The sequence below is a fragment of the Paenibacillus sp. FSL M8-0334 genome, from assembly GCF_038000405.1.
Lineage (GTDB): Bacteria > Bacillota > Bacilli > Paenibacillales > Paenibacillaceae > Paenibacillus_AQ > Paenibacillus_AQ campinasensis.
Genome location: NZ_JBBOCH010000001.1, coordinates 1,126,022 through 1,150,232, shown reverse-complemented (window position 1 = coordinate 1,150,232; position 24,211 = coordinate 1,126,022). Strand labels below are relative to the sequence as shown.

Annotated in this window: 16 protein-coding genes; 10 read left to right on the top strand and 6 right to left on the bottom strand. The window is 53.9% G+C overall.

Going from position 1 to position 24,211, the window contains the following annotated elements; all coding sequences use genetic code 11:
* Positions 1-244: 244 nt before the first annotated feature.
* From MKX64_RS05025 to MKX64_RS05015, 3 genes are all read right to left on the bottom strand, one after another.
* Positions 245-2,071, bottom strand: a complete 1,827-nt coding sequence (locus tag MKX64_RS05025) for an ABC transporter substrate-binding protein (protein ID WP_095265496.1) — start codon at positions 2,069-2,071, stop codon at positions 245-247.
* 92 nt (positions 2,072-2,163) lie between these two features.
* The gene (locus MKX64_RS05020) at positions 2,164-3,672 is read right to left on the bottom strand and encodes an ABC transporter permease (RefSeq protein ID WP_095265495.1); all 1,509 of its coding nucleotides are present in this window, start codon (positions 3,670-3,672) and stop codon (positions 2,164-2,166) included.
* Positions 3,673-3,685: 13 nt separating this feature from the next.
* Positions 3,686-5,128, bottom strand: coding sequence for an ABC transporter permease (locus MKX64_RS05015; RefSeq protein WP_341035454.1), 1,443 nt, complete (start codon positions 5,126-5,128; stop codon positions 3,686-3,688).
* 132 nt (positions 5,129-5,260) lie between these two features.
* Between MKX64_RS05015 and MKX64_RS05010 the strand changes: the two genes are divergently transcribed.
* The 8 genes from MKX64_RS05010 (at position 5,261) to MKX64_RS04975 (ending at position 14,556) form a co-directional block, all read left to right on the top strand.
* Positions 5,261-7,003, top strand: a complete 1,743-nt coding sequence (locus MKX64_RS05010) for an ABC transporter ATP-binding protein (protein WP_341035453.1) — start codon at positions 5,261-5,263, stop codon at positions 7,001-7,003.
* A 215-nt stretch (positions 7,004-7,218) separates the two neighbouring features.
* Positions 7,219-7,857, top strand: a complete 639-nt coding sequence (locus MKX64_RS05005) for an SGNH/GDSL hydrolase family protein (protein ID WP_095265491.1) — start codon at positions 7,219-7,221, stop codon at positions 7,855-7,857.
* Positions 7,858-8,146: 289 nt separating this feature from the next.
* Positions 8,147-9,262: a sugar ABC transporter substrate-binding protein gene (locus tag MKX64_RS05000; protein WP_095265490.1), complete on the top strand. Its 1,116-nt coding sequence runs from the start codon at positions 8,147-8,149 to the stop codon at positions 9,260-9,262.
* A gap of 150 nt (positions 9,263-9,412) precedes the next feature.
* Positions 9,413-10,903, top strand: a complete 1,491-nt coding sequence (locus tag MKX64_RS04995; RefSeq protein WP_155618314.1) for a sugar ABC transporter ATP-binding protein — start codon at positions 9,413-9,415, stop codon at positions 10,901-10,903.
* Positions 10,900-11,895, top strand: a complete 996-nt coding sequence (locus tag MKX64_RS04990; protein WP_095265489.1) for an ABC transporter permease — start codon at positions 10,900-10,902, stop codon at positions 11,893-11,895. Before MKX64_RS04995 ends, MKX64_RS04990 begins: the two co-directional genes overlap by 4 nt.
* Positions 11,896-12,208: 313 nt before the next feature.
* Entirely contained in the window at positions 12,209-12,664 is a 456-nt protein-coding gene (locus tag MKX64_RS04985) for an acyl-CoA thioesterase (RefSeq protein WP_095265488.1), read from the top strand.
* A gap of 56 nt (positions 12,665-12,720) precedes the next feature.
* Positions 12,721-13,719 (top strand): Gfo/Idh/MocA family protein, encoded by a 999-nt coding sequence (locus tag MKX64_RS04980; protein ID WP_095265487.1) that lies wholly within the window; start codon positions 12,721-12,723, stop codon positions 13,717-13,719.
* Positions 13,720-14,067: 348 nt separating this feature from the next.
* Positions 14,068-14,556, top strand: coding sequence for a cation:proton antiporter regulatory subunit (locus MKX64_RS04975; RefSeq protein ID WP_095265486.1), 489 nt, complete (start codon positions 14,068-14,070; stop codon positions 14,554-14,556).
* A gap of 144 nt (positions 14,557-14,700) precedes the next feature.
* Here MKX64_RS04975 and MKX64_RS04970 read toward each other — a convergent pair whose 3' ends face one another.
* Genes MKX64_RS04970 through MKX64_RS04960 form a run of 3 tightly spaced genes read right to left on the bottom strand, consistent with a single transcriptional unit; the run spans position 14,701 to position 16,357 of the window.
* Positions 14,701-15,243, bottom strand: coding sequence for a chromate transporter (locus tag MKX64_RS04970; RefSeq protein WP_095265582.1), 543 nt, complete (start codon positions 15,241-15,243; stop codon positions 14,701-14,703).
* Positions 15,243-15,830 carry a chromate transporter gene (locus MKX64_RS04965; RefSeq protein ID WP_179292116.1) on the bottom strand — a complete coding sequence of 196 codons (588 nt, stop codon included), beginning with the start codon at positions 15,828-15,830 and terminating at the stop codon, positions 15,243-15,245. Before MKX64_RS04965 ends, MKX64_RS04970 begins: the two co-directional genes overlap by 1 nt.
* A 47-nt stretch (positions 15,831-15,877) precedes the next feature.
* Positions 15,878-16,357, bottom strand: a complete 480-nt coding sequence (locus MKX64_RS04960) for an Lrp/AsnC family transcriptional regulator (RefSeq protein WP_095397632.1) — start codon at positions 16,355-16,357, stop codon at positions 15,878-15,880.
* A 238-nt stretch (positions 16,358-16,595) separates the two neighbouring features.
* Between MKX64_RS04960 and MKX64_RS04955 the strand changes: the two genes are divergently transcribed.
* Together MKX64_RS04955 and MKX64_RS04950 are read left to right on the top strand one after the other, a co-directional pair.
* A complete protein-coding gene (locus tag MKX64_RS04955) occupies positions 16,596-17,624 on the top strand; it encodes a CapA family protein (RefSeq protein WP_341035452.1) in 1,029 nt (342 codons plus the stop codon).
* Positions 17,625-17,924: 300 nt separating this feature from the next.
* Positions 17,925-24,041 carry a phosphodiester glycosidase family protein gene (locus MKX64_RS04950; RefSeq protein ID WP_341035451.1) on the top strand — a complete coding sequence of 2,039 codons (6,117 nt, stop codon included), beginning with the start codon at positions 17,925-17,927 and terminating at the stop codon, positions 24,039-24,041.
* Positions 24,042-24,211: the final 170 nt, after the last annotated feature.

The following is a 24,211-nucleotide window of genomic DNA, read 5'->3' as shown; positions in this document are numbered from 1 at the left end:
CTCTGTTTTCAGCCTCGAGCTGTCCTTATTCAACCCTTGAATTCTTGAGCCGAATAACCCAGCAATTCAATAACTCAATAACTTAAGAACTCAAGAACCCATGAACCCATGAACCCATGAACCTTCCTTAGCCCCCATCATCCGCCTCCTGATCAAAAGGGATACTCATGCAAAGGCTATAGATAGGGGATAGGGAGGCACAACGAGCAAGAGCGCGAATCCGCTTATCGCTAAAGCTGCGTTATTATTTGCTCGCTTTGTAAGCGTTCAGGAATTCCTGAACCTTCGCCGGATCCGCTACGAGCTCGTTGCCGGTTTTGACGATCGGGCTTACGGTAGAGTAGGCTTTGATCTTGTTGTTGCTGTAATAGGCCAAAATCTCATCCTGATTGATGGAGTAGAGCACCGCTTTTCTCAAATCATCGCTATTAGCAACATCCCGGTTCTTCGTATTGAACAGGAGGTACGATACCGCATTGCTCTCGATCGTTGTCAGCTCCAGCTTGCTGTCGCTTTGAACCACATCATAGCGGGTCTCCGGCACGCCGTAATACAGATGAATCTCGCCGCTGCGAAGCGCAGACAGTGTGCTTTCGGCGTCCTTGATGAAGCGGACGTTGATTTGCTCGATTCTTGGCTCATGCTCGGTGCCACTCATGTAGCCCGGATTTTTGTAGAAGACGGCTTCGTAATCATTTTTGTAAGACAGAATATACGGGCCGCTGGCATAAAGCGTATTGTTGTAGCCATCCCCTTCGGTTACGGATCTTTGATCCCCGTATGGAATGTCTTTGTTGATATCAAAGTTGTTGATGTCATACGTGTTGATTTTTTCAACCTGCTGCTTGGACACGATGCCTGCCGATTGGTGGGCAAGATAGTTCAGCACTTGCGGGAACGGCTCGGTCGTTGTCAGCTTGATGACCTGGTATTTTCCTTCGCTGCTGTTGGCCTGATTTTTGTCGCTGACCAGAGCAGAGATTTTGGTGGACAATCCTTTTTCCAGCGCATCCTTGATGCTTTCACTGGACCCGGATACTTTCGTATTTTCCAGCTCGCTCAGATCGGTTACCGCTTCTACAGTATTGATATGCTCGTGAAGGGTATACGTACGGTGGTCCGGCACCGAGTCTTTGTCTTTCGCTCTGTTCATCGAGAAGATGACGTCATCGGCACCAACGCGCTCGCCGGAATCCTCGGCTTGTTTGTTGTTGATTCTGGCGAAGTTAATATCATCGCGCAGAATGAAGTAATAATCATAATTTCCCTCGCCTATGGCATGATTGTAGGACAGGGAGCCTTCGGAAGTGATTTTGTCATCATCCGTCAGGTTGATCAGACGCACGTTCATGTTGGTGTTGATGATGTTGATCGAGCCGTCGTTGCCCTTGATCGGGTCGAGCGAGGTCAGCTCGGAGTTGGCTTGGGACAAAATGAGCGGCTCGGTAGCGCGCTTGGATGTATCATTGAAATCGACTTCTTCCCATGGCAGGGAACGGGACTTCGAGAGGCGTACGGAGCTTGGGTCCAGCACCTCTTTGTTGAAAGCCTGGCTCTTCAAAGAAATGTACAGTGGTGCAATGTACGCTTTGTCTGTCACGAGACGCTGCTCAAGCTGACGATATGTCTCAACCGCTTCTTCAGGCGTCTGGGTGGCTGCCTCATCGATCAGACGGTCCACCTCTTCATCCGACATAATGCTGTAGTCGCCGCCGGTCTTGAACAGGGAACGAACCGCATAGTCAGGGTTCCCGGTGACGGTGGTCCAGCTGGACAGGGCGATGTCGAAGTTGCCGGCATCCTGCTGAGCTTTGTAGCTGCCGTAGTCCGGCTGCAGGTTGAGCTTCACGTTGAAGCCGTTCTTGCTGAGCTGGTCGCGGATGATGTTAAGATCGGATTCGTTTGCGCTCATGCCGAGCAGTTCAATATCGACTGCCGTGTTATCGGCCGGTGTTTCCGCTGCAGGGTCTTGCTGGTTTTGTTGCTGTGCATCTTCTTTGGTCGTAACGCTGCAGCCCGCAAGCACGATGACAAGCGTAAGCATGAGCAGCAGCAGGTTGTTCTTTTTCATGATGATGACCTCCTGGGTAATGTTATATAAAATAAGGCTTTTGCAATGCCGGAATCGTATTTTGCAAAATCCTGAGTGAACGGCGTTGAAGTTTAATCCAGTTTCGGATCGAGCGCGTCCCGCAGCCCGTCTCCCAGAAAGTTAAAGGAGAGGACAAGCAAAATGATGGCAAGACCCGGATAAATGGCCAGATAAGAATGAGTTTCCAGATAAGTGCTGCCGATCTTGAGAATATTGCCCCATTCCGGGATATGCGGCTCGACGCCAAGCCCCAGATAACTCAAGCTGCTCGTTGCAATGACGGCTGAACCAATCGTAAGCGTGGATTTCACGATCATCGGGGCCAGCGAATTCGGCACGATATGCTTGAAAATAATCGACAGATTGCTTGAGCCGAATGCCCGTGCCGCATCGACGTATTCATAGGTGGACACGAGCAGCACATTGGCTCGCATCGTCCTTGCATAGGTAGGAATGGCCCCCACGCTGAGGGCAATAATCAGGTTGACGGTATTGGCCCCAAACGCGGCGATGATCGCCACCGCAAGCAGAATTCCCGGGATCGCGTACAGCACGTCGAGCATCCGCATAATGATGTTGTCGGTGTGACGTCCGTAGTATCCGGAAATCGCACCGAGGATGCCCCCGATCACAACCGGGACGAGCGTGGAGGCGAAGCCGACAATCAGGGATATTCTTGCGCCGTACACAATTCTGGAGAACAGATCGCGGCCGAAGTTATCCGTCCCGAGCGGATATTCCAGACTCGGCGGCAGCAGAATGGCGCTGTAGTTGTTATCAATCGCGAAGCTGTACTCGAAGGTGAGCAGGCTGCACACCGACAGGCAGAACAGAAAGACAACAAAGAACAGGCCGAGCATCGCGGTTGAATTGCCTGTCAGCTTCACCCATACGTCTCCCCAGCGCGTGAGCGCGGGGTTGCCATTGCGGCGGATTTTGGCCAGCAGATTAATGCCGAGCACCAGGGCGAACAGATTGCCGGATACCGCTGACAGCGCGAGCGGCAGCGCGATCCACACCAGCTTGGGATGGGCGTAGTGTCCGTCCACGTATTTGGCGACCAGCAGCAGTGATGCGAAATGAAAGACCGTGATGATCAATAACCCGAACATCGCCGGCAGAAAGGTGTTGGACACATATGGCTTGAATAAATTCAAGGCCGATATCGCCATGACACACAGCTGGGTCAGCAGCATGTAGACCGCGATGGTGTACTCGGGCGGCTTCCGCTTCTTGACCAGGTTGCACCCGAATACGGTGGTGAACAGATTGCCGGAAAGAATGCTCAGCAGCTGCACATAGCCCAGCAGTCTGGTAGAGCGCCGGATATCACCCGCTTGAAGCAGGTCCCGCCGGATCAGAATGGCGATGATCAGCTGAATAATGGTGAACACCGCATAAGCTGCAAAGGCGAGGAAGACCCAGGAGCGTACCGTTCCATCCGCATAATGAAAGCTATTTAGCAGAAGGATGACCGTGATCGCCAAAGACAAGACAAATGTGAAGCTCGCCTGGCTGTACTCGGGGGACGATTTCAGCTGGTGATTGGTATGTCGCTTGGAATTAAGCTTATTGATCATGAGTACACCTGCTTTAGTATTGTTTCATCTTGGATCTGATTCTCGGATCAAAGAATGCATATAAAATATCAATGATCACGTTGATCAGCGAGATGGTGATGGCTGTATATACTACGCCGCCCATAATCGCCGGAATATCGGGGATGAATTGCTTGTCCACGATATAGCTGCCGATCCCGCTAATATTGAATACCTTCTCCGTGACGGCTGCACCGCCCAGCATCCCCCCGAACAGTAGACCGATGACGGTAATGATCGGAATCAGGGCATTGCGGACCGCGTGCTTCATCAGAATGGTCTGCTTGCCGAGCCCTTTGGCCTTGGCTGTCAGCATATAATCCTCGTTAATGACCTCCAGCGTGGAGGACCGCGTCATTCTGGCGACCGAAGCGGTAAGGCTTGTCCCCAGCACGATCACCGGCATGATCATCGACAGCCAGTTGGCCGGATTGAAGGTTGCAGGCAGCCAGTTCAGTTTGATCGAGAAGTTCAGAATCAGGATCAGGCCTTGCCAGAAGTTCGGAATCGACAGTCCGATCAAGGCAACAAACATGAACGTATAGTCAAAGAACGAATTCGGTCTCGTGGCGGAAATAATCCCGCTCGGCAACGCAATCGCCACCGCTACAATCAACGAGATGAGCGCCAGCGTCAACGTGATCGGAAACTTCCTTGCGATGCTCGCTGTAATATCCTCGTTGCCGGAGAACGATCTTCCGAGATCGAAGAAGGCAATCCCCTTGATGTTGTTCCACAGCTGCACCCAGTAGCTCTGATCGAGCCCGTGGATCCGGTTAAAGGCGGCAATCTGATCGGCTGTTGCCGTCTGGCCCAGAATGTTGGCCGCCGGATTAAAGGGTGACAGGTACAGAATGGTGAAAACGAGAAAGGCTACGCCGAAAATAACGAAAACCGTCATCACAAGCCTTTCGAAAATATATTTCATATAAGGATTGCTATATAGAAATATAAGAATGTACATAAGCAGGCCGGGAATGAATGATGCGGCCAAAAATAACGGGTGCTGCAAAAGCCGTTCGAATGTATCGGCCATGCTCAGACGCTGCTGTCCGCTCAGCTTCAATTCCTTGGCGGCTTGCTCCTTGACGAGCTCTCGCAATTGGACGTCTGCGATGCGCTCGGCCTGGCGCTGAAGCTGCCGCTCATCCGCCGTTCGTTTGAAAAAGGCGGCCTTACGCTTCTCTTGCTCATAGATGTCTGCACGAAGCTTGATCAGAGCCCCGGATTCCACAAGCTGGCTATGAATTCGCTCTTCCGCCTGTGTAGAGGGATCTTTCCTTCGCCAGATCCAATAGATCAGGAACACAACGAGATTTACGGGTGCTCCAAGCAGCAACAACAAGTATTTATAAGAAGGATTCAGAAGAATCTTGCGATACGTATTGCTGATGGTAGAGACAAGCCGGTTCTGCGCTGCCGCTTCTGCCCCCTTCATAATGAACTTCCTCCTCGACATAAATTGCATTATTCCGATTGATATAGTATATTTTATGGGAGCCTATTTTGAAAGTCAATAGATTTGAGTTTAACAATAGTTGATATAAACGTACAGTGGCAGGTGAGAGAATTGGAAACGATATTGCAGGTTAACAACTTGAGCGTCGCTTTTCGTTCGCGTGACTCGGAGTTTCATGCGGTCAAGGATGTCAGCTTTGAGGTTAGAAAAGGGGAGACGCTCGGCATCGTAGGGGAATCCGGCAGCGGCAAGAGTGTCACCGCCCGCTCGATCATGCGCCTTCTGCCATCCCCTCCTTCCTATATGAAAGGCGGCGAGATTCGCTTTCTGGGACAGAATCTGGCTGAAAAATCGGAGAAGGAGATGGAGAGCATTCGGGGCCGGGATATCGGCATGATATTTCAAGATCCGATGACCTCGCTCAACCCGACAATCCGAATTGGGGAGCAGATCGCCGAAGGTTTGGTGAAGCACCAGCAGCTGTCCAAGCCGGAGGCGAAGAAGCAGGCGCTGGACATGCTGAAGCTGGTCGGAATTCCGGACAGCGAGACTCGTTACAATCAATATCCGCACGAGTTCTCCGGCGGAATGCGCCAGCGGGTGATGATCGCGATTGCGCTTGCCTGCCGCCCGGCCCTGCTCATCGCAGATGAGCCTACGACGGCGCTGGATGTGACGATCCAGGCCCAAATTCTGAACCTGATGAAAGATATGCAGGAGCGCTTCGGTTCCTCCATCATATTGATCACGCATGATCTCGGTGTTGTGGCTGGCATGTGCGACAGGGTGGTCGTTATGAAGGAAGGCGAAATTGTGGAGACGGGGACGACGGAGGAGATATTCGAGAATCCGCAGCATCCGTACACGATGAAGCTGTTAAACGCGCTTCCGCGCCTGCATGAGAAGAAGAAGCCGAAGCCGGCGCCCCTGATCATCCCAGGCACGGATTACAAGGGGCCGCTGCTGGAGGTGAAGTCGCTGAAGCAGCATTTTGATATGGGCAAGGGCAAGGTTTTAAAGGCGGTTAACGATATTAGCTTCCATATTAAGGCCGGTGAAACGCTCGGGGTTGTCGGTGAGTCCGGCAGCGGCAAATCGACGACAGGCCGGGCGATTCTGCGGCTTCATCAGCCGACCGGCGGCGAGGTGCTGTATCAGGGCATCTCGGTCAACCGCTTGTCCCCCTCCGAGATGAAAGCGATGCGGCGGCATATGCAGATGATCTTTCAGGACCCGTATGCTTCGCTGAATCCTCGGCTGAAGGTGGTTGACATCATCGGTGAGGCGCTGGATGTTCACAAACTGACCGGCAGCAAGCAGGAGCGGAGACGTCGGGTAGAGGAGCTGCTCGATATGGTCGGCCTGGACCCGGCCTATGCGTCCCGGTATCCGCATGAGTTCTCTGGCGGTCAGCGTCAGCGGATCGGTATCGCCCGAGCGCTTGCCGTAGAGCCGAAATTCATCGTCTGCGACGAGCCGCTCTCCGCCTTGGATGTATCGATCCAGTCGCAGATCGTGAAGCTGCTCGAGGAGCTGCAGCAGCGGCTGGGTCTCACCTATCTGTTCATTGCGCATGATCTGTCGATGGTGAAGCACATCAGCGATCGCGTGGCCGTTATGTACATGGGGAAAATTGTCGAGCTTGCGGAAAGCGAAGAGCTGTACTCCAATCCGATGCATGCATATACGAAATCTTTGCTGGAGGCGATCCCAATCCCGGACCCGAAAGTGGAATCGCGGAGGAAGCGCGTGCTTCTCGAAGAGCGTACGGGAGAAGACAAGTATCAACTGGAGCATTCCGAGCTGGTGGAGGTGTCCAAAGGGCACTGGGTGGCCATGCCTTCCGGTGCATGATGCGCTGCTGCGATGAAGGAATGCCGAGATGATGGGATAGGCCGAGATGATGAGATAGGGATGGATGCCCTGCGATCGTTCATAATAAAGAAGGATTTTACACCTTCATGGCTAATACCTTTACTGTACAAGCGCTTCCATAGCACAGCCGTGCGGAAGGCGCATATTTCGCTGTACAACCAGCAGCAGGGAAACAGAAGGAGGAATTGTGCCAAATGAGCCGATTACAGCAAGGAGATATCGTCCTGTTTCAAGGGGACAGCATTACGGATTGTGGGCGAGACCGGAGCAACCCGTCAGATCTCGGGAACGGCTATCCGTTATTAGTGGACAGCCTGTTCGGGATGAAATTCCCGGAGCTTGGCGTGAAATTTCTGAACCGGGGCATCAGCGGGAATCGGGTTGTGGATCTGAATGAACGCTGGCAGGAGGACTGCCTTGATCTGAAGCCGAACTGGGTGTCGATCTATATTGGCATCAATGATTGCTGGCGCAGGTATGACAGCGGTGATCCGACGAGCACGGAAGATTTCAAGGCCGGCTACCGTCAACTGATCGAGCGGACGAAGGCCGGGCTGGATGCCAATCTGGTTCTCGTCGAGCCATTCGTTCTGCCGCATCCGGAGGATCGCAGAGCCTGGAGAGAGGATCTGGACCCGAAGATTCATGCGGTGCGGGAGCTGGCGGTGGAGTACGGGGCGCTGCTGGTGCCGCTGGACGGATTATTCGCCGCAGCCTCAGCCCGCCGCGAGGCGGCGTTCTGGGCTCCGGACGGTGTTCATCCTTCCCCGGCGGGGCATGGCCTGATCGCCAAAGCGTGGCTGGAGACACTGGGTGTCCGAATCGAGTTGTAATGGATGGATAATTTAGGCATTCATGTTCCATGTTAGCATTGATGTTAGGCATCCATGATCGCGTAAACGCGTAATCGTGATTGTAATCCGTGTTCGTGATAGAGCTGCTATCTTCGGGGGGTGGCTCTTTTTTTGTTGCAGATTGCAGGGTCAACTGAGGACGGCAAACTAAATCGCTCATATTTTAAATAAATCTAGCAGGAATAGCGGAAATCTATTGACGGCATATTGAAAATCCTATAGGATTACTGGTATTAACACTTTAAATGGCTACAGGGGGAAAGAGGACATGAGAGTCGGTATAACAGCACAAAAACTGACGTTGCTGGCGCTGGCATTGGTGATGGTATTGACCGGATGCGGACAAAGCGGCGGCACGCAGAGCTCGGGCAGCGCAGCGGCAAAGGTAGAGAATCTGCCTGCCGGCATTGCAGAGAAGGATGAAATCAAGCTGATGGTCGTTCGGAAAATCGGCGGCGATGATCATACGGCGCAATTCCTGGCGGGAGCCAAGCAGGAAGGCGAGGCGCTGGGTTTTAAAGTAGATACGTTCTCCGCTGACGGAGATTCCGCGAAATTTCACGATGCAATCGCCCAGGCGATCGACAGCGGGTACGATGGCTTCATTATATCTCACGGGGATGATCCTGCGACCGTAGAGGATATTCGGAAAATTCGGGAGAAAGGCATCCCGGTTGTCACCTTCGACTCCGTACCTGAGGTCGGAGAGGTTGAAGGTGTCACGCAAACATCCCAGGACGATGAGCAGCTGGCTCAGCTGGCGCTGGATCGACTGGTCGAGGAACAGGGGCCGGATGCCAATATCGTCTACTTATGGGTCGACGGATTTCCGCCAATGGTTCGGCGGAACCAGGTGTATCAGGAAGTGCTGAGCAACAATCCGGGAATCAAGGAGCTTGAGCGCTTTGGCGTAGCCAGCAACCAGACCTCGGTCGATACGCAGAATGCAGTGTCGGCGCTGCTGACCAAGTATCCGGCAGGAGAGATCGACGCAATCTTCGCAACTTGGGATGCCTTCGCGATCGGTGCGGCCAGAGCGATTACCGAAGCGGGACGCAATGAAATCAAGATCTATGGCATCGACGTGTCGAATGCGGATCTGGAGATCATGCAGAATGCGGACAGCCCTTGGGTGGCCACAGCGGCGGTTGATCCGAAGATGATCGGCGCGATCAATGTCCGCCTCCTGGCGAAGAAGATTGCAGGCGAGGATACGCCGGACACGTATAACCTGCAGCCAACCTTGATTGACCGTGCGACCCTGGAGCAGGCAGGGGAAGAAGTAAATATGGTGAACCTGGCGAATGTAATTCCGGGTTGGGGAGAAAGCACCGATTTTGAAGAGGATTGGATGAAGGCTTTGAAGGAAGCTAACGGTAAATAAGCAGCAAGTCTTTAAGGCGCTCTTGTCTTCGTGTGAAGACAGGGGCGCTCTATCCTATTGGAAGGGATGAGGTTCGCTGAGATGAACTCCACGGAAACGACGACAACTGAAACCGCTGTAGCGACACCAGCCTCTACCCCGCTGCTGCAGATGAAGAACATCTCGATATCTTTTCCGGGTGTCAAAGCGTTATCGAATGTTGATTTTCAGACTGCGGCAGGGACGGCACACGCCTTGATCGGCGCGAACGGTGCAGGGAAATCGACCCTGATGAAAATTCTTGCCGGGGCTTACACCCACTATGAAGGCGAGATATGGATGGAGGGCCGCGAGGTCCACATCCGCTCTCCCAAGGAAGCGAAGGATTACGGGATACAGGTGGTGTACCAGGAAGTGGACACCGCGCTCATTCCGAGCCTGACGGTTGGCGAGAACATTATGCTGGACCGGATGGTCCATGATATGAAGGGCAAATGGCTCGTCCGCTGGAATGAACTGCATAAGGAAGCGCAAACGGTGATGGAGCGGATGAACATCGGCATTCCGAGCCGGAAGGCGGTCAAGGAACTGACGCTGGCAGAGAAGCAGATGGTGCTTATTGCCCGGGCAGTGTCCAGGCAGTGCCGCATTCTGGTGCTGGACGAGCCGACGGCACCGCTCAGTCACAGTGAAACCGAGCAGTTGTTCATGCTTGTGCGGAAGCTGAAGGAAGAGGGGGTCAGCGTGATTTTCATCTCCCATCGGCTGCCGGAGCTGTACGAAATCTGTGATGAGATTACGATTATGCGGGATGGACAGCATATTATCACCGATCAAATCGTCAATCTTGAGCAGGGGAGTGTCGTTGAGCATATGCTCGGCACCAAGATGGAGCAGCAGTTTCCCAAGACGGAGAAATCTGTCGGGGAGGTGGTGTTTGAAGCTCGCGGCATCGTTGACCCGGGCAAAGTGAATCATGTTGATCTCCAGATCCGCAAGGGGGAAATCGTCGGGCTCGCAGGGCTGGTCGGCGCGGGCAAGACGGAGCTGTGCCGCGCCTTGTTCGGCGCATCGGCAACCGCAACGGGCGACATCCTGCTGAACGGCCGCAAGCTAAGACTCTCTTCCCCGCATGCCGCTGTTCAGCAAGGCATCGCGCTTGTGCCTGAGGAGCGCCGCCGCGAAGGCGTGTTCGTGGAAGAAGCCGTATCCGCGAACCTGACCGCTACGGTGCTGTCCCGGTTCACGGCATGGGGGAGCTGGCTTAGCTCCTCCAAGGAGAAGCAGGCGGCTCAAGAGATGATCGACAGTCTCGGCATCAAAACGCCGAACGAGAAGGCGCGGGTACGCAACTTGTCAGGGGGCAACCAGCAGAAGGTTGCGATTGGCAAATGGCTGCTTGCGGATGCGGATGTGTATATTTTTGACGAGCCGACAAAAGGGGTGGACGTTGGAGCCAAGCGGGATATATTCAAGCTGGTCCACGAGCTGGCGGAGCGCGGTAAATGTGTGCTGTATGCGACAAGCGAGCTGTCCGAAATTATCGGCATTACCGACCGGGTGTATGTCATGTATGACGGCGCCGTCATCCAAGAGCTGGAGACGAGTTCCACCGATGAAGAGGAGATTTTGCTTTACTGCACGGGAGGCGGATTGACATGAATGCAGCAAGACCTGTAAAAGAAAAGCGGACGGCGAGCTTCGCATTTGATTTTCTATACAAGTACGGCACGATCATTACCGTTGTTGTGCTCATTGCGGTTTTTGGCATAATGGCCGACAACTTTCTGAACCCAAGCAATATTATTAACATCCTTCGCTCCATCTCGATTGTCACGATCATTGCCGTCGGCTTGACCGTTTCCTTGTCTGTGGGAGGATTTGACCTGTCCGTCGGTTCGACCGCCTCGCTTGCGAATGCGCTGGTCATCTCGATGTTTGTGTGGCATGGGCAGAATATCGGCATCGGCATCGGGCTGACGTTGCTGTTCTGTCTGGCTGTCGGTCTGGTGAATGCGTTTCTGGTCATTAATTTCAAGATCGACGATATGCTGATGACGCTGGCGACGATGTTTATTTTCCAGGGCGTGGCATTGACCTATACCCGGGGAGCGACCATCTCGCAAAATATGATCATGCCTAACGGCGATTTTGCAACCGGCAAAATCCCGGCGGTGTTCGGAAAGATTGGGCAGGTGCCGTGGATCATCATCATTATGGTGCTGGTTGTGGTCGTGGTGCATCTGTTCCTGACCTATACGAAGCATGGCCGGTATATGTACATGATCGGCGGCAACCGCGAAGCAGCGGCGTTGTCCGGCATTCCGGTCAGCCGCTACCGGCTGGTTGCGTACCTGGTGTCGGCGCTGTTTGCCGCCATTGGCGGGATCATGCTTGGCGCGCGTGTCATGACCGCCGAGGTGAACTCCGGCGGCCCTTATCTGATGGATGCGGTGGCGGCGGCCTTCATCGGCTACTCCGTCTTTGGCGCAGGCCGTCCGAATGCGCTTGGCACGTTTGTTGGAGCCGTGCTGATCGGTATTTTGCAGAACGGGCTTATCATGCTGTCGGTACCGTACTATGCGATGGATATCGTTAAGGGATCGGTGCTGGCCCTTGCCCTGGCGCTAACGTATTATAAGAAACGAAGCTGAATGAATCGAATCGCAGCTTGCTGCAATTCTGAAGGAGACAGACCGGGGCTGACCGGCCTGTCTCCTTTTTTTTGATATACTGGCTGGAGCACGACTCGCTGTCCGGATATTCGAGAAGCGGTTGCGCCAAGCTCAGCAGCATGATCCCGCAGGATCAGGGAGCTTCCTGAACGAAAGGGATAACGGTACAAAGCGGCATGGAGCAACCATCATTCCCCCGCCTCTTCTATTGACGGGCACTGCTTGTATTCTATATTCTTGTAGAAGTGATGGCTTCTGAAGAGGAGCCTTGATTACCGGAGGTGGGATCATCATGAGAAAACCAAGCTTTATGACGCCGGACCCGAACACCTGGCTGGATTCATTCCAATTTTCGATTCCGATCAAAATCCGGTACTGTGAGACGGATATTCTCGGTCATGTGAACAATACGAGTTATTTTATGTACTTTGAGCAGGGGCGAATTGAATACTTCGAGAATCTGGAGCTGACCGATGAGCTGTTCAGCAAGCAGCAGGTGTCGGTTGTTGCCGATCTGGAATGTCAGTATTTGGCCCAGTTATATTTGCGGGACCCGCTTAAGCTCCATGTCAAGGTGGCGGAGATCGGACGTTCCTCCATGGATGTTCATTATGCGGTGGTTGTGAATGACGAGCTGAAGGCTGCCGGACGAGGGACGATTGTGCTGGTGGACACAGCGACCGGCAAGAGCACACCGATCCCGGAGACGGCGCGGGAGAAGATCGCTGCATTCGAAGGTTGGAAGTAACATAAGTGGTGTATGAGACGTAAGCACGGATAAACAGGGGAAAGGAAGTGAATGCGATGACCGTCCGTTTCGGCATTATCGGAACCAACTGGATTACCGAGCGGTTCATTCAAGCCGCACTGGATACGGAGGAATTTGTATTGTCAGCGGTGTATTCAAGGTCGGAGGAGAAGGGGAAGGCTTTTGCCGCCAAATATGCGGAGCCTAAAGTGTTCACCCGGCTGGAGGATATGCTGGAAGATCGAGAGGTGGATGCGGTTTATATTGCAAGCCCGAACTCCTTTCATGCAGATCAGGCTGTTCTGTGTATGAGCTATGGGAAGCATGTGCTGTGTGAGAAGCCGATGGCGTCGAACACGGCTGAGGTGAAGCGGATGATTGACGCAGCCCGAACCTATGATGTGCTGCTCATGGAAGCGATGAAATCGACCTTGATGCCGAATTTCAGAACGGTGAGGGATAATCTGTACAAGCTGGGGCAGATTCGCCGTTATTTTGCAAGCTATTGCCAATATTCTTCGCGTTATGATGCCTACAAGCAGGGGACAATTCTTAATGCTTTTAATCCCGAGTTCTCCAACGGTTCTCTGATGGATCTTGGGATTTACTGTATCTATCCGATGGTGACCCTGTTCGGCAAGCCTGACACGGTTCAGGCATCCGGCGTGATGCTGTCCTCGGGCGTGGACGGGGAAGGCAGCCTGCTTCTGTCCTATCCGGAAATGGACGGGGTTATCATGCATTCCAAAATCAGCGATTCCTATGCGCCTGCCGAAATTCAGGGAGAGAACGGGACGATGCTCATTGATAAGATCAACCAGCCCTATGATGTGAAAATTCACTATCGCGACGGCACGGTGGAGAATCTGACACAGCTGCAGCAGCATGAGTCGATGTATTACGAAGCCCGGGAGTTTATCGACCTGCTGAATCGAGGAGAGAGGGAAAGTGCGGTCAACACTTGGACGAACTCCCTGGTGACGGCGGAGATTATGGAGGAAGCGCGGCGTCAGATCGGACTTGTGTTCCCGGCAGACCGGCTTGTTCAGAAATAAAATAAATAATTTCCGGTTTGGCTGGTCCGCATGATCACGGTTATGAATTTAATGATATGGAAAGAATAAGCTATTGAACTTTCCTGTTGCGCTTAATGGCACTATGGCTGCCCGGTTTGGATAAAGTTGCACGGATTTTTTTGAAAAATGGTCTTTAAGTTCGGGATATTTCAGGGTATTATTGAGTTTCTGGAGCGCAGATTGATGCACTGATCCTTCTTGCTGCTCCAGAGGCAGAAGAGATGGATTAAGCGGACGGCGAAATTTGAAACATTCGCTCAGGCTGATCCGTAATAGGGAGTATTGGCTTTTAGTAGCGCTGATTACACGAAAACGGAGGATTACCAGATGAGTATTATTCGCGAAACCGATTTGCCGGGGATTGGGAAGAAGTTCCTTATTCAGGCAAGGTCCGGCGATAAGCTGGTCGTTGTTATCCATGACGATGGCCGCAGAGAGATGTACCATTTTGATAACGATAATCCGGAGGAGACCCTTTCCCAGATTACGCTGGAGGATGACGAAGCCAGACAGATTGCCGGAATTCTTGGCGGCATGACATATAAACCAAGAGCGCTTGAGACGATTGAGGTCACGCTGGAAGATTTGATGATTGAGTGGACGCGGATTGAGCCGCATTTCAAATGTGTGGACAAATCCATCGCCGAACTTCAGGTACGTCCCAGGACTGGTGCCAACATCATTGCCATTATAAAGAGAAACGAGCAGAAGATTAATCCTGGTCCGGACGATAAACTGGTTGCTGGTGCAACGCTTGTTCTTGCCGGAGAACGAAAGCAGATCAAGCAGCTGAAAGAGCTGCTGGCCCATGGATAAGGAACAAATACGATATGCCCGTCGACGAACGAAAAGCCTAGGTTTAGGCATTCGGTTTGGTGACGGGCGTTTTTTTGTTGTGTAATCCGGTCCGGCTCCCTGAATACTTCTTCTATCAGAATTGAACTCCCAACCTGCCTCACCTTACATCGTCTGGGAGAGCACCAGCCCGCCGTAAGCAAAGGCCGCGACGATCACCAGCGCCGGGTGGATTTTGCGTTTGTTCATCGCCCAGAAGGCGACCGCTGCAATTCCGAAAAATTGAAGGTAACCGATGGAGAGGACCGAGCTCTTGCCGATCTGCCAGGTCAGCACCAGCATCATGATGGCGATGACCGGCTGGACGAGCAGGGTCATACCTTTCACGACGGGCGAGCTGCGGTATTTCTGCAGCAGGTTCAGCAGCCAGATCAGCGCCATGGCTGACGGTACGACAGTGGCCGCAATGGCAAGAATGAAGCCGAGCCAGCCGGTTACACCGTAGCCGACAAAGGCCGCGATTTTGGTGGCGATTGGCCCCGGCAGCGCATTGCCAAGCGCGAGCATGTTGGAGAACTCCACATCGTTCAGCCAGCCGTGGTTCGTGACAATCTCCTTATACATGAGCGGAATGGAGGCCGGGCCTCCGCCGTAGCCAAGGACGTTCGCGACAAAAAAGCTGATTAACAGCTGCAGCCAATCTTCCATCATGCCGATCCCTCCTTGTTCTTCCGCTCTTTCTTCAGCTTCGCGAGCACGCGGAAATGCACCGCTCCATATGCCAGGAACAGCATAATGACGATGGCCGGATGGATCTGCACCGCCTCCAGCAGCAGGAAGGACAGGATGAACATGCCGATGCCAACGTATAGGCCAAGTCCCTTGACGGCTTTCTCCCCGAACTCATACGCCATCGTTCCGAGCATCACGGCAATGACTGGCGTTACGCCAGCGATCATGCCGGCTACAATCTTGGAGCTGCTCAGCACAGTGACTGCGGACAGCAGTGCGACCATCGCAATACAGGTAGGCAGAATATGCGCCAGCACGGCCAGCACGGCCCCGAGCGCACCCTTCTCGCGATAGCCGAGGTAGGCGGCCATTTTGGTGGCGATCGGCCCCGGCAGCGCATTGGCCAAAGCCAGCACCTCGCCGAACTCATCGTCGTTCAGCCAGCGATATCGTGTCACCGCTTCATAACGGATAAGCGGGATGACAGACGGACCGCCGCCGTAACCCAGAATGCCGGTTCGAAACATGCCGACAGTCAGCTCGATGTATGGATTGCTTTTTATACGATTCAATGTGATGATTCCTTTCTGTCCGTTAAGATAAGTAAGATTTACAGTCGGATACCCATCCGGCTTTTATACCGTTTGATCAAAATTTGCGTGTCCACGCTCGTAATGCCGGGCAGAGGGTACAGCTTCTCGTTCAGGAACATTTCCATCTCTTTATGGTCGGCGAACAGCCCATGCATGTGCAGCTTGCTCGGACCGGTCATGTGATACAGGCTGGTGACGTAAGGCTCCTGCTCCAGCTGATCGGCGACCTGCTGCAAGTACTTCGGCTCCACCTCCACATTAAAAAAAGCGGATACGTGAATACCCACCTTCTCCGGGTTGATCACGGCCGCAAAACGTTCAATGACGCCGTTCTCCAGCAGCGTCTGTACCCTGGCCTGCACAGCGACCCGGGACAGGCCGATCTCTTTGGCCAGATCCGTGTAGGACATGCGTCCATGCTTTCCCAGGATGGCAATAATGCTGCGATCCGTTTCATCAATAAGAAAGGGCGTGTGCGCTCCGGAATTGAGATGCATCGCAAATCTCCTTTTTCGCTCATTATTGAGGTTTGGTGGTTTCGAAACGTAAACAAATTCTTCGTATTGATTGCGTTATGTATAAATATATAGCGATTTATCGTCATGTTCAATTATTTTTTTCGGTTCATGACGCTGACTGACCTCAGCTTCCTGCAACCTTTAGCGACTTTTTCCAGTCTAAGGCGTATAAGAATGGATAAACACGATACTACACCACGAAAGGCGGCGATCGATAATGAAGAAGTGGTTGGTGCTTGTGCTGGTCGTGATGATGCTTCTTCCGGCGTCTGCGGCATCCGCGGCATCCACCAAGCCTACAAATGAGCCGATAGAGCTGATTTTTGTAGGGGACATTCTGCTGGATGGCTATGTCGGGAACCAGATCGAGCGCTACGGCAACCTGTTTCCGTTTAAAAAGGTAGCACCTACGCTCAAGCAGGCCGATTTGGCCTTTGCCAATCTGGAGACACCGGTCTCGATCCGGGGGAAAAAGGCGGACAAAACCTTTGCCTTCCGCTCCAAGCCGGATACCCTCAAGGGTCTGGTCTACGCCGGAATTGACGGTGTTACGCTTGCGAACAATCACATCCTGGATTACGGCCCACAGGCGATGATGGACACGATGATTCATCTGCGGCGGCAGAAGATCGGGCATACGGGGGCGGGCAGTAACATTGACGAGGCCTTCAAGCCTTATGTGAAAACCGTCAAGGGGAAAAAGATCGCGGTGCTCGGCGTCAGCCGGGTCGTTCCGCACAACTCGTGGATTGCAGGCAAGAATAATCCGGGCGTTGCCGGCGCATATGCGATGGAGCCGATGCTCACTCATATCAAAAAATCGGCCAAGGACAACGATGTCACGATTGTGTACATACACTGGAATCAGGAATTTGCGGACTATCCGGAGGATTACGCCCGCAAGATGGCTAAGCAGATGATCGATGCCGGAGCGGACATCATCATCGGCTCGCACAGCCACACACTGATGGGAATTGAGTATTACAAGGGGAAACCGATCTATTATTCCCTTGGCAACTTTGTGTTTAATCGCTCCACCCGCGGGGGAGACAAGACATTGCTGTCGATGATGGTGCATTTTGATATCCAGGGTTCAAAGATCACCAGCCGGGTTACCCCGGTAAAAATCATTCAAGGACAGCCAACGCTGATGGATTCCAAATACAACAACAACCTCATTGCCAAACTGAATAAGCTATCATACAATGCCAAAATCGATTCCAAAGGCAATGTGAAGCCTAAATAATCCGGAGCATGGAGCCGCAGTCACAGGACTGCGGCTCTTTGTGTTACATGTACATGTCGTTCGAACTATACTCCTGAACTACGAAATTCGGCCCATATGCCTGTCTATGAAGAGAAATAAAAATTCAAAAGTATCATTGATTAACGGAATAAATTTTCATTAAGATAAAGGTAAGTCCTATTATGAACACGATGGAGAATGAAAGAATTAACCATTGATTAACAAAGAAGGGAGATGGAATTTACAGGCTATCGTTATACTGCCCGGGTAGGGCTTTTTATTATTGGAAGGAGGGAATTTATGAATTTCGTGAGGAGCAAGAGGATGCTGTCATCGCTGTTAAGCGGGGTGATGGTTCTGTCATTGCTGCTTCCAGTCGGACAAGCTGCTGCTGCAACCCAGGGCTCCTCTGTTGTGGATACCCGCCGGATGGAGATCGGACCCGGTGCGGTCTACACCTGGATGAATATGAGCAAAGGCAGCGGTGAACAGAAGGTTCATATGGTGGAGTTTCAGCCGTCCCAGGGAAGCCTGGAGCTTCAACCGGGCATGACGAACGGCAAGGTATATGGTATGGAGGGAGTCAGCAAAATGGCGGCCGATGTCGACCGGGAAGGGAATCGGGTCATCGCCGCGGTGAATGCGGACTTCTATGATATGTCGACCGGGATTCCGCTCGGTCTGTTCATGGGAGAGGGAGAGATTCTGAACAGCCCGCAGGGAAGCAGAGTGGCATTCGGCATCAAGGAGGACGGCACAAGCCTGTTCGGAACGCCGACGCTCAGCCGGAGCGTCACCATCAACGGCATGACAAGCGCGCTCTCCTCCATCAACCGGATGCGCGGGAATGAGGAGCTGGTTCTATATACGGACAAGTTCCACACGTCTACCATGACCAATGATCTTGGGGATGAAGTGGTGCTGGACGTTGTGAATGGAAGAGTAGCTAGCGGGGAGACGCTGACCATGAAAGTGGTCTCCATCCATCATAACAAGGGCAATTCCCCGCTCGGGGCCAACCAGGTGGTGTTGTCCGCGTCGGGCCAGCATCGAAGCAAGCTGTCCGGGCTCCAGATCGGGGATGAGGTCACGGCAAGCTTCGAGCTGCAGGGGGAATGGAAGGATGTCACGATGGCTGTCGGAGGCAATGTTCAGCTTGTGAAGGACGGGGTTGTGCAGCAGCATGCCGATCCGGCCATCCATCCGCGAACAGCGATTGGCACGAAGGCGGATGGCTCGATCGTCATGTTCGAAATCGACGGGCGTCAGCCGGGCTTCAGTGAAGGGGTGAACTACGTCCAGCTCGGGGAGATTCTGCAGGAGCTTGGGGTCGTCAATGCCATTAACCTGGATGGCGGCGGCTCTTCGACCTTCGTTGCGAGACTGCCGGGGGCGAAGGAGCGAACCGTGCTTAATTCTCCTTCTGATGGCGGTGAGCGCAAGACGGCAAACGGCATTCTGCTGGTGAATAAAGCGCCTGAAGGCGCAGCCGACAAGCTTGTGGTGACGCCGGCATTGGAAAGAGTGCTGACAGGCTCAACGGTCAGCTTCCAAGCTGCCGCTGTGGATGCCAATCTCCATCCGGCAGAGATGACGGGAACGCCTGTATGGAGCGTGGACTCATCTGTGGGCAGCGTGGATGGCGGCGGCTTGTTCAGAGCCGGAAACGCAGCGGGAGCTGCGGACATTAAGGTGCAATCCGGGGGGCTAAGCGGCAGTGCGCGTGTCGAGGTCGTGGATGAGCTGACCGAGCTGTCTTTTGCCGATACGGTCAAGACATTCGCCTCAGGCTCCACGGAGACGCTAAGTGTTACGGCGCTGCGAAACGGACAGGTCGTCCAGGCGGATAACAGCCGGTTCGAGTGGCGGACTGAGGGGGATATCGGCATCATTGATGCCAGCGGAACGTTTACGGCAACGGACGAGCAGGGCGTGACCGGCAGAATCTATGTGAAATATGGTCAGGCTGAAACTTCGATTGAGGTCAATGTTGGCCTGCCTCCGGTCATGTTGGAGGACTTCGAGAACGGGCTGGACCGCTACAGGCCGAGCTCCGGTGCGCAGGTTAAATCGACGCGGGTCTCTATTGAAACAGAGGATACCTATGTCCGTTCCGGCAACGGCTCGCTTAAGCTGGAGTACGATTTTACAGGAATGACGGGAACCTCCGGTGCGTATCTTCATACGAAAACCTTGGATGACAGTTTGCAGATTCCGGGTTACCCGGAGAAAATCAGCATGTGGGTGTATGGCGATGGCAACCGGCACTGGTTGCGTGCGCAGCTGCGTGACAGCAAAGGCGCCATCCCGCTGGATTTCACCAATCAGACGACGGGTGTTGATTTTACGGGCTGGAGATACCTTGAGGCGACGGTGCCGAAGGGCAGAGAGCTTCCGCTCACGATGGATATGCCGGTCCGGTACATGGAGACCCAAGCGGAGAAAAAGGATGCCGGGGTTATCTATGTGGATGAAATTCGCGCATTGTACGGCCCGGCCAATGATGATATCGATCCGCCGGTGCTGCGCGATTTCTCTCCTGCGGACGGAGAGGTGATCGCCAATAATACGCCGACGATCACGGTGTATGCGGAGGACGAGGGATATGATCCGGTGAAGAATCCGGGAACCACCTTGATTGATCCGGACAAAATCCGCTTGTACCTGGATGGAAGCCTGGTGCCGCATACGCTCTATCCGCCGGAAGGGCGCATTCATTACACGCCCGGAATCCCGCTGGCGGACGGGGTGCACCAGGTCCAGGTGATGGTGCGCGATATGTCGGGCAATCAGACAAGCGAAGAATGGCATTTTACAGTCGACACGGGTGCAGCCCGGGTAGTCTACGACACGCCGGATACTGTGTATGCCGGAGGGACGTATACGGTTGATATCGGCGGCGTGCGGACATCGCACATCCGCAGCGGACAGGTTGAGTTCGCATTCGATATGTCCAAGGTGGAGAACCTGGAGCTGATTCCGGGAGGGAAGCTGAGCACATCGCAGGTGCAGGCGGATATCAACAGCACAACCGGTGTGGTGAAGGTGAGCTGGAAGGACATCGATACCGCAGCGTTAAACGATCAGGACCTGATCGGGCAGATCCGCTATGATGTCAAACGGGATGCGGCCGGCACGAGCACAATCCGACTAACATCGGGGGCGGTATCTTTTGTCGATACAGGCAGCACCGAGTTTTCATTCTATGGCCTGCCGCTGCACTCCAGGATTGAGACCGCCTATGTGCTTAGCTGGAATGCGGATGGCATCGTGGAAGGCTATGAGACGGAGTTCAAGCTCGAGGACAAGCAAGGGCTGCCGGTCGAAGGGGCATCGATTCTTGCGGACGGAGCGGAAATCGGAATCACGAATGGACTGGGCATACTCAGCACCCGTGTCCTCACGGCGAATGTGAGAACCTACAGCGTTCAGGCTGTCAAGGATCAGCACTACAGCCAGGCCGCGGAATTCACCGTTTCGCCATTGGCGGGCAGTCCGGTTCCGTCGAACATCAGCGTCGGCATGGGCGAAGATCCGGCCGAGTCCAGAATGTTTGCCTGGCATACCGATCCGGGAACGACCGGGACGGTGGTCGAGCTGGCTGAGCGTTCGGCATTTACAAGCTTTGATGCGCCGAATGTACAGCGGTTTGATGGCAGCAGCGAGCTGTATCATACGCTGGATCTGGGCACGGTTCGTGTCCATAAGGCGACGGCCGCCGGCCTTGCGCCAGGGACGGAATATGTGTACCGTGTCGGAGATGGCCAAGGTCATTACAGCGGTGAAGGCACGTTCAAGACCGCCGACGGCGATGGGGAGCGGACGAAGTTTTTGTATTTTGCCGATTCCCAGGCAGCGACGGCCAATGAATTCAAGCTTTGGGGCCATACAGTGGACAAGGCTGTTCAGGAGCATCCGGATGCGGAGTTTATGGTTCATGCCGGCGATATGGTGGACAAAGGCTTCCTGGAGGAGCAGTGGAACCATTGGTTCGGCGCGGCTCAAGGGCATCTGATGAACACGACGCTGGTATCGGCCATCGGCAATCATGAGGTGATGGGCACGAAGGAGAACGGTGATTTCCTCGCGCACTTCAACCAGCCTGGCAACGGATTGGATCACCTTAAGGGCACGAATTTCTCGTTCGATTACAACAATATGCATTTCGTCGTGCTGAACAGTGAATACAAGCTGGAGGATCAGAAGGATTGGCTGGAGCGGGATCTGGCTCATAATGATAAGCCTTGGACAATCGCTATGTTCCACCGCGGGCCATACGGCAGCATCTATGATACGGCCGAGGTTCGCGAGCTGTGGGCGCCGGTATTGGAGGCGCATGGGGTGGACCTGGTGCTGAACGGTCATGATCACATCTATGTCCGGTCTTATCCGATGAAGAACAAGCAGATTTCTCCAGACGGCAAAGGCACGACGTATGTCGTTGCCGGTTCAACCGGGCCGAAGTTCTATTCTCACACGGAAAGAGGATGGCATGAGGTCGTGGATGAAGAGCAGACCCAGATGTATGCATCGATTGAGATTGTAGGCGATGAGCTTCGCTATGTGGCCAAGACGATCCACGGCCGCATCGTGGACGAGTTTACGCTGACGAAGAACGATAACGTTCCTGTGCCGGAGCGAATCGAAGTTGTACCGGATCAACTGACGCTGGCCGTGGGAGAAAGTCAGGCGCTGAAAGCGACAGTTCGGCCGGAGAGAGCTGATGCGAGCGTCGTATGGTCGGTTTACAGCTCGGAGCCGGAGCAGGTGATCGAGGTGTCCGCTGACGGGATCGTTACAGCCTTGGGGCTCGGTGATGCGGTGGTTAGAGCGACCAGCGTCTCGGCTCCGGGCGTGTATGCCGATGTTCATGTGAAGGTCGACCGACTGCCGGAGGGGACCGTACAGCATGTGGAGCTTCAAGGCAAAAGAGAGCTGCAGGTAGGTGATACGGATGTGACGGTGACCGAGGCTGTGTATACCGACGGTACGCGCATCCGGTTGACGGAAGGCGTCGTATATGCAAGCAGCAGGCCGGACATCGCTTCCGTCAGTGACACCGGTGTCGTCCATGCGCTTGCAGAAGGCGTGACGGTCATTCGCGCCACTTATGATCTGTTCCATGCCGAGTATGAGCTCAGGGTCCGCCTGCGTGGCGATACACCGGGTGTGCCGGCGCCGAATCCGCCGCCAGCGCCGCCGGTTGCACCACCGGTACAGCCGCCGGTACAACCGCCAGTTGCCCCGCCAGAGACACCGCCGGTCACGCCGCCGGGACCACTGCCTTCCGGCAGCCTTACGCTGACGGCGGACGATGTAACTTCCAGGCTGGTGAACGGGGAGGCGAGACTGGTCATTGACGGCGCGATCAGCGAATTGACACTCCCGGGCAATGCTGCCGACCTTATAGGCGACGGCATGATCCGGATTGAGGCAAGCAATGCGTACATTACCTTACCGCCTGAACTGCTGCGTCAGCTGGCTCAGCTTGCGCCAGCCGGGCAATCGGATCAGGGGATGATCCGGCTGTCCCTCGAGCCGCTGTCTTCGGCGGAGCGGATGCAGCGATTGGCGGCTGCCGCATCGCTCACGCGGGCAACACTGAATCCCGTGGGAGAACTGCTGGATCTTCGCCTTGCATGGGTGGATGAGGCGGGGAACGCCTTGAATCTGTCCGGGTTTGATGAGAGGTTAACGATCGGATTGCCTCTGCAGAGTGAAGCCGGCAGACGCATCGGTCTGTATCAGCTAATGGACGACGGTCAGCTGAAATATGTAGGCGGCGTGAATGAACAAGGGCTTATGAGGGCGAACATCAAGGAATCCGGTACGTATGGCTTGCTCGATTATTCCAAAGACTTCGCCGATGTGCCTTCTTCGCACTGGGCAGCGGATGTTATCAGCGACTTGGCCGCTAGACAGCTGGTTCAGGGTGTAAGCATGGAACACTTCTCCCCGGCCCGGACCGTAACCCGTGCGGAATTCACAGCCATGCTGGTGCGTCTGCTTGAGCTGCAGGCTGGCGAAACGTCATCGTTTGCCGACGTGCCGGGTGACAAATGGTACGCGGATGCGGTGGCCGCTGCTGTGCAAGCAGGCATCATCCAGGGCATAACGGCAGACCGCTTTGCACCGGATGCTTCCATCACACGCCAGGAAATGGCCGTCATGCTGGTTCGAAGCTTCACTTACGCAGCTGGACAACGCGAGGCGGCCGGTACCGCAAACGTACCATTCAGTGACATTGCATCCTCACCGGCATGGGCCCAGGAGTCCATCGAGCAGGCCTATGCACTTGGCCTTGTCCAGGGTCGGGGCGCAAGCCGCTTCGAGCCGTCCGGTCTGATGACAAGGGCGGAAAGTGCCCAGGTGATTTACAACCTGCTCTATGAGCTGAAAGTAGAGACTATGAATTAAACTATTATTTTGGAATATCACACATGTCCGAAGCCTCTTCTTCCGGTCGTTCACATGATCGAAAGAAGAGGCCTTTTTTTGTTGATCTGTGGAATGTGTAACGTCAAAATTCACCTTACTTCGACATGTTGTCCAGTGTATGATATACATATAAAACTATTTTTGCATAA

Bases quoted from the DNA above. Each gene is read 5' to 3' on its own strand.
- MKX64_RS04955 (WP_341035452.1), top strand. From the start codon at position 16,596: ATGAAGAAGTGGTTGGTGCTTGTGCTGGTCGTGATGATGCTTCTTCCG.
- MKX64_RS04985 (WP_095265488.1), top strand. From the start codon at position 12,209: ATGAGAAAACCAAGCTTTATGACGCCGGACCCGAACACCTGGCTGGAT.
- MKX64_RS04950 (WP_341035451.1), top strand. From the start codon at position 17,925: ATGAATTTCGTGAGGAGCAAGAGGATGCTGTCATCGCTGTTAAGCGGG.
- MKX64_RS05005 (WP_095265491.1), top strand. From the start codon at position 7,219: ATGAGCCGATTACAGCAAGGAGATATCGTCCTGTTTCAAGGGGACAGC.
- MKX64_RS04975 (WP_095265486.1), top strand. From the start codon at position 14,068: ATGAGTATTATTCGCGAAACCGATTTGCCGGGGATTGGGAAGAAGTTC.
- MKX64_RS05020 (WP_095265495.1), bottom strand. From the start codon at position 3,672: ATGATCAATAAGCTTAATTCCAAGCGACATACCAATCACCAGCTGAAA.
- MKX64_RS05000 (WP_095265490.1), top strand. From the start codon at position 8,147: ATGAGAGTCGGTATAACAGCACAAAAACTGACGTTGCTGGCGCTGGCA.
- MKX64_RS04960 (WP_095397632.1), bottom strand. From the start codon at position 16,357: ATGCATCTCAATTCCGGAGCGCACACGCCCTTTCTTATTGATGAAACG.
- MKX64_RS04995 (WP_155618314.1), top strand. From the start codon at position 9,413: ATGAAGAACATCTCGATATCTTTTCCGGGTGTCAAAGCGTTATCGAAT.
- MKX64_RS04970 (WP_095265582.1), bottom strand. From the start codon at position 15,243: ATGGAAGATTGGCTGCAGCTGTTAATCAGCTTTTTTGTCGCGAACGTC.
- MKX64_RS05025 (WP_095265496.1), bottom strand. From the start codon at position 2,071: ATGAAAAAGAACAACCTGCTGCTGCTCATGCTTACGCTTGTCATCGTG.
- MKX64_RS05015 (WP_341035454.1), bottom strand. From the start codon at position 5,128: ATGAAGGGGGCAGAAGCGGCAGCGCAGAACCGGCTTGTCTCTACCATC.
- MKX64_RS04980 (WP_095265487.1), top strand. From the start codon at position 12,721: ATGACCGTCCGTTTCGGCATTATCGGAACCAACTGGATTACCGAGCGG.
- MKX64_RS04990 (WP_095265489.1), top strand. From the start codon at position 10,900: ATGAATGCAGCAAGACCTGTAAAAGAAAAGCGGACGGCGAGCTTCGCA.